Raw genomic sequence first — 5,762 nt, forward strand, 5'->3', positions numbered from 1 at the left:
GCCATACCCCGACGCTAGAGGGCACCACCGACATTTCCGGCCCGCCGACCGGGGCGTTCCACACCCTGCGGAGGAAGGCGTCACACGCGCCGGATCGGAGCGGTCAGGGGATCGAGACGACGGTCATCCCGGCCGGGGCGGAGGGCCGGTCCATGGCTGCCAGTGCGGCACCGGCACCGCCGAGGTCGATCACCTCGCCCACCAGCAGATCCGGGCGGAGACGGCCGTCGGCGACCATCTCGAGCATCGCGGGGTAGTCCGAGGCCGGCATGCCGTGGGACCCGTACACCTCCAGCTCCTGCGCCACGACCCGGTCCATGGGCAGCGGCGGCGTGGAGTCCGGGCCGAGCAGGAGGCCGACCTGGACGTGCCGGCCGCGGCGACGCAGGGACCGCACGGAGGCGGCGGCCGTGGCAGGTGAGCCGAGTGCGTCCAGGGACACGTGCACCCCGCCACCGGTGAAGCCACGCACCGCCTCGCCCGGGTCGTCCACGTCGCGGGCGTCGACCACGACGGACGCGCCCAGGTCCTGTGCCCGTTGCAGCGCGGCGGTGCGTACGTCGACCGCCACCACGCGCGCACCCAGAGTGGCGGCGACCATCACGGCGGAGAGCCCGACGCCGCCGCACCCGTGCACGGCCACCCAGCCGCCGGGGGAGACCCGCCCGTGCACCGTGAGAGCGCGAAAGGCAGTCGCGAAGCGGCATCCCAGCGACGCCGCCGTGACGAAGTCGAGCGAGTCCGGCAGGCGCACCAGGTTGGTGTCGGCGGCGTGGATCGCGACGAGCTCGGCGAACGATCCCGGACCGGTGAACCCCGGCTGCGTCTGGTGCGGGCACACCTGTGCCTCTCCGGCCAGGCAGTACTCACAGCGGCCGCAGCCGCACACGAACGGGACGGTCACCCGGTCACCGGGCGCCCACCGCGTGACGGCGGCGCCCACCGACTCCACGACACCGGCCAGCTCGTGACCCGGGACGTGAGGCAGGTCGACCGGGTCGTGCCCCTTCCACGCGTGCCAGTCGGACCGGCACACGCCGGTGGCCCGGACCCGGATCAGCGCACCGTCCGACGGGCAGTCCGGCTCGGCCACCGATCGCAGCTCCGGTTGCTCGCCGTACGCGTCGAAGACCACCGCCTGCATCGCCATGCGCCCAGTCTGCATGATCACACCCGCGCATCTCGGCACGGTGTTGGGGCACGATGGAGACAGTCGACACGAAGGAGGGCTCGATGACCGGCTGGGTCGGCAACATCGAAGAGGCCACGAACGGCAACACCTACTTCCGCGAGGCGCTGTTCACCGGGAAGAACGTCCAGCTGACGGTGATGAGTCTCAAGCCCGGCGAGGAGATCGGGGTCGAGATGCACGAGCACCTCGACCAGTTCATCCGGGTCGAGTCCGGCCGCGCGACGGTGACGCTCGGCCCGTCCGAGGACGAGGTGTCCGAGACGCACACGCTCGAGGACGACTGGGCCGTCATCGTGCCCGGCGGCACGTGGCACAACGTGATCAACAACGGCGACCAGGACCTCAAGCTGTACTCCCTGTACGCGCCACCGGAGCACCCGGAGGGCACCGTGCACCGCACGAAGGCAGAGGCCGACGCCGCGGAGGCCGAGCACAGCCACTGACCTTGTGGAGCCCCGCGGGGCGGCATAGGTTCTGCGTACCGTCGCAGCACCCGCTCGCAGCCAGGAGGCGCCCGTGCCCGAGTCCTACGACTACGTCATCGTCGGTGCGGGGAGCGCGGGCGCTGTCGTCGCCGCGCGGCTGACCGAGGACCCCGGTACGACGGTCCTGCTGCTCGAGGCAGGCCCACCGGCCGACGCCGACGAGATCAGCATCCCCGCAGCCTTCTCGACGTTGTTCAAGACCAAGTGGGACTGGCACTACAACACTGTCGAGCAGAAGCAGCTCAACTCCCGGCGCGCCTACTGGCCGCGGATGCGCGCCCTCGGCGGCTGCTCGTCGATGAACGCGATGATCTACATCCGCGGCAACCGGCTGGACTACGACGCGTGGCGTGACGAGCACGGGGCCACGGGCTGGGGGTACGACGACGTCCTGCCGTACTTCATCCGGTCCGAGGACAACACGACGTTCGAGGCACCGTTCCACGGCCGCGGCGGCCCCCTCCACGTGGAGGACCGCCGCTACACGCACCCCCTGACGTACGACTGGCTGGAGTCCGCGGCCGCCAGCGGGATGAAGCCCAACGACGACTTCAACGGCGCCGAGCAGGACGGGATCGGCCTCTACCAGGTGACCTGTCGCAAGGGCCGGCGCTGGTCGGTGGCGGACGCGTTCCTGGCGCCCGCGATGAGCCGGCCGAACCTCACCGTGCGCACCGGTGCGCTCGCCACTCGGGTCCTGATCGAGGACGGCCGAGCGGTCGGCGTCGCGTTCCTGCACGGTCCGGACGAGGAGGTCGCGTACGCCGACGGCGAGGTCGTGCTCTCCGGCGGCGCGATCAACTCACCCCAGCTGCTGATGCTCTCCGGCATCGGCCCGGCGGCCCATCTGCGCGAGCTCGGGATCGAGGTCGTGGCCGACCTGCCGGGCGTCGGGGAGAACCTGCACGACCACCCGGCCGCACCGCTGGTGTGGCACACCCAGCACGCCAGCGACCTCGCCGACTACAACGGGCTGCTTAACTTCGCCAAGGCCAAGGCGACCGGCCGCGGCCCGCTCGTCTCCAACATCGGTGAGGCAGGCGGCTTCTTCCGCACCCGCGACGACCTGGCCGCGCCCGACCTCCAGATCCACATGGCCCCCTCCGGCTTCTGGGACAACGGCCTGCACGAGCCGACGACCCGCAAGGTCACCGTCGCGCCCACCCTCGTCGACGTCGCGAGCCGCGGGCGGTTGCGGCTGCGGTCGACCGACCCGCGCTGGCACCCCGAGATCGACCCCGCCTACTACGACGACCCACGCGACCTCGACGCGATGGTGCGCGGCGTGCAGCGGATCCTCGAGACGGTGCGCACCGGTCGGCTCGCCCGGCACATCGCAGCGCCGTTCCTTCCGGGCAGCCGCAACCCCTCGGAGGAGGAGATCGCCGAGCACCTGCGAGCGACCACGCAGACGCTGTACCACCCCGTCGGGACGTGCGCGATGGGCAAGGACGAGCAGGCGGTGGTCGACCCGCAGCTGCGGGTGCGCGGTGTCGAGGGGCTGCGGGTGGCAGACGCATCCGTGATGCCCGTCGTACCTCGCGGCAACACCAACGCCCCCACGATCATGATCGGCGAGAAGGCAGCGGACCTGCTGCGCGGCCGGCTCTCGGCGCAAGGAGACAAGCGATGACCCAGAAGCTCGAGTCCCTCAACCCGGCGACCGGCGACGTCGTCGGCGTGCACGTCGTCGACGAGCCGGCCGACGTCGACGCGGCGGTGGCCCGCGCCCGGGAAGCCTCCGCGTGGTGGTCCGAGCTCGACTTCGACGAGCGCAAGCAGGTCCTCAACCAGTGGAAGGGTGTCCTCGCCCGGCGGATGGGCCAGCTCGCCGACGTGGTCCACCAGGAGACGGGCAAACCGCACGCCGACGCCCAGCTCGAGATCGGTCTCGCCATCGACCACCTGGGCTGGGCGGCGAGCCATGCCGCGAAGGTGCTCGGTCCGCACAAGGTCTCTCCGGGCGTCCTGATGGCCAACCACGCCGCGAGCGTGGAGTACCGCCCGCTCGGGGTGATCGGCGTGATCGGCCCCTGGAACTACCCGGTCTTCACGCCGATGGGCTCGATCGTCTACGCCCTTGCCGCCGGCAACACCGTGGTCTTCAAGCCGAGCGAGTACACCCCTGGGGTCGGCGTCTGGCTCGCCGAGAGTCTCGCCGAGGTGGTGCCGGACCGGGCACTCCTGCAGACGGTCATCGGGTACGGCGAGACCGGCAACGCCTTGTGTCGGGCCGACATCGACAAGCTTGCGTTCACCGGCTCCACCGCCACCGGGAAGAAGGTGATGGCGGCCTGCGCCGAGAACCTCACCCCGGTGCTGATCGAGGCGGGCGGGAAGGACGCGCTCCTGGTGGACGAGGACGCCGACCTGCCTGCGGCCGCCGACGCCGCGATCTGGGGCGCGTTCTCCAACGCCGGGCAGACCTGCGCCGGTGTCGAGCGCGTCTACGTCCACGAGCGGGTGTACGACGAGTTCCTCGACGAGATCACCCAGCAGGCCAAGGGGATCCATGCCGGAGCACACCCCGGTGCGCACTTCGGGCCGATGACGATGCCGGCCCAGGTCGAGGTCGTCCGTCGCCACGTCGCCGACGCCCTCGCCAAGGGGGCACGAGCAGTCCTCGGCAGCGCGGAGTCGGTCGGCGACCGGTTCATCCAGCCGGTGATCCTGACCGACGTACCCCACGACTCGTGCGCCATCACCGAGGAGACCTTCGGGCCTACCATGACGGTGACGAAGGTGCGCGACATGGACGAGGCGGTGGAGCTCGCCAACGGCACCGAGTTCGGTCTCGGCTCCACGGTGTTCTCCAGGTCACGCGGACCCGAGCTCGCGAGGCGGATCCGCTCCGGGATGACCGCGATCAACTCGGTGATCTCCTTCGCCGGGATCCCGGCGCTGCCGTTCGGCGGGGTCGGTGCCTCCGGGTTCGGCCGGATCCACGGTGCGGACGGTCTCAAGGAGTTCACGTACGCCAAGGCGGTCGCGCGACAGCGGGTGAAGGCGCCGATGGTGCTCACTTCCTTCACGCGCACCGCGAAGCATGACGCCGCCTTCGCTCAGCTCGTGAGCGTCCTGCACGGCCGTGCGTCCCAGCTGCCCAGGCTCGGCAAGCGGGTGCGTTGAGGGCCGTCGCCGGACGCTTCAGTCTGTACCAGGGCGGTTTGTCGGGTTTGGAACGCGCGCACGGGGGCATCTTGGCTCCCGAGTAGCCCGACGAGGAGGTCTGGAATGCGCGGAATGCTTGCCTGGATGGTGGAGCAGCTTTGCCGCCCGCTCGACACGAAGGTCTGCGCGGTCGCCAACGTCGGCGACGAGGACGACGCCTTCCCCGGGTACTACCTCAGCGCCTGACGGCTGTCGTGGTCCGGGCGTCGCTGCCGGACCAGACGCAGCTCCTCCTGGTGGGCGAAGATCGCCTCGAGTGACGGCGGCAGGCCGCTGTCGATGTCGGATGCGTGCCGTGGAGCGCCTTCCGGAGTGGAGTCGCCGCCGTCCGGTGTCGGGTCCAGCTCCATGGGTGTGGTGACGGACCGCTCGACGCGACGGCTCTTGCGGGCCGGCGGAGGGGGTGTCCGCGGGGGCGCCGTCGCCTGAGCGGAGCGCTGGGGCGGGGCGGACTCAGCCGCGAGCCGTTCCAGGGGAGGCGCCGAGACAGCCGCCGCCGGGTCCGTGGTCACGGTCAAGGTGACGCGTGGCCACCACCGACCGCGGTCGGAGCGCGACACGACCGCCGGTTCGTTGAAGCGCTCGCGCGCATAGGCGAGTGCCGAGTCGAACGACCCCGCCGTGACCCGCCAGGTCCGGCCGTGGCCGGAGACCTCGATGCGGTCCTGGACCGCCTGCCACATCTCCGTGATGCCTTGCCCGAGCGGCATGGTGACCACCTGCTTTCCACCGGGCATCCGAGGCTAGTCCAGAGCCCGCCCCCGAAGAAGAGCCGTGCGCGGCGCGTCGCTCCCGACTGTGCTCCGAGGTGCCTGGATGACCGATGGCCTAGGGTGGGCACGCCCGAGTCAGCCCTGATCCACCGGTGTTGATTTCGTGAGCGGCGATTCGGTGGTTCGCGGTAGGCCTTGGGT

General features: G+C 71.0%; 6 protein-coding genes. 4 read left to right on the forward strand and 2 right to left on the reverse strand.

Features of this window, described 5'->3' with window-relative positions; translation table 11 throughout:
* Positions 1–103: 103 nt before the first annotated feature.
* Positions 104–1,150 (reverse strand): zinc-dependent alcohol dehydrogenase family protein, encoded by a 1,047-nt coding sequence (locus tag ACYVIH_RS17465; RefSeq protein WP_460870782.1) that lies wholly within the window; start codon positions 1,148–1,150, stop codon positions 104–106.
* Between the two features lie 83 nt (positions 1,151–1,233).
* Here ACYVIH_RS17465 and ACYVIH_RS17470 point away from each other — a divergent pair, with 83 nt between their 5' ends.
* The 4 genes from ACYVIH_RS17470 to ACYVIH_RS17485 all read left to right on the forward strand — a co-directional run bounded on the left by ACYVIH_RS17470 (position 1,234) and on the right by ACYVIH_RS17485 (position 5,034).
* Entirely contained in the window at positions 1,234–1,635 is a 402-nt protein-coding gene (locus tag ACYVIH_RS17470; protein WP_460870783.1) for a cupin domain-containing protein, read from the forward strand.
* Positions 1,636–1,708: 73 nt separating this feature from the next.
* Positions 1,709–3,310 (forward strand): GMC family oxidoreductase, encoded by a 1,602-nt coding sequence (locus tag ACYVIH_RS17475; RefSeq protein ID WP_460870784.1) that lies wholly within the window; start codon positions 1,709–1,711, stop codon positions 3,308–3,310.
* Entirely contained in the window at positions 3,307–4,806 is a 1,500-nt protein-coding gene (locus ACYVIH_RS17480) for an aldehyde dehydrogenase family protein (protein ID WP_460870785.1), read from the forward strand. The genes ACYVIH_RS17475 and ACYVIH_RS17480 overlap by 4 nt, the downstream gene beginning before the upstream one ends.
* A gap of 105 nt (positions 4,807–4,911) precedes the next feature.
* Positions 4,912–5,034, forward strand: coding sequence for a hypothetical protein (locus ACYVIH_RS17485; RefSeq protein ID WP_460870786.1), 123 nt, complete (start codon positions 4,912–4,914; stop codon positions 5,032–5,034).
* Here the strand turns inward: ACYVIH_RS17485 and ACYVIH_RS17490 are convergent.
* The gene (locus ACYVIH_RS17490) at positions 5,019–5,558 is read right to left on the reverse strand and encodes a hypothetical protein (protein WP_460870787.1); all 540 of its coding nucleotides are present in this window, start codon (positions 5,556–5,558) and stop codon (positions 5,019–5,021) included. The genes ACYVIH_RS17485 and ACYVIH_RS17490 overlap by 16 nt on opposite strands.
* Positions 5,559–5,762 lie beyond the last annotated feature (204 nt).

Source organism: Nocardioides pakistanensis, assembly GCF_054781215.1.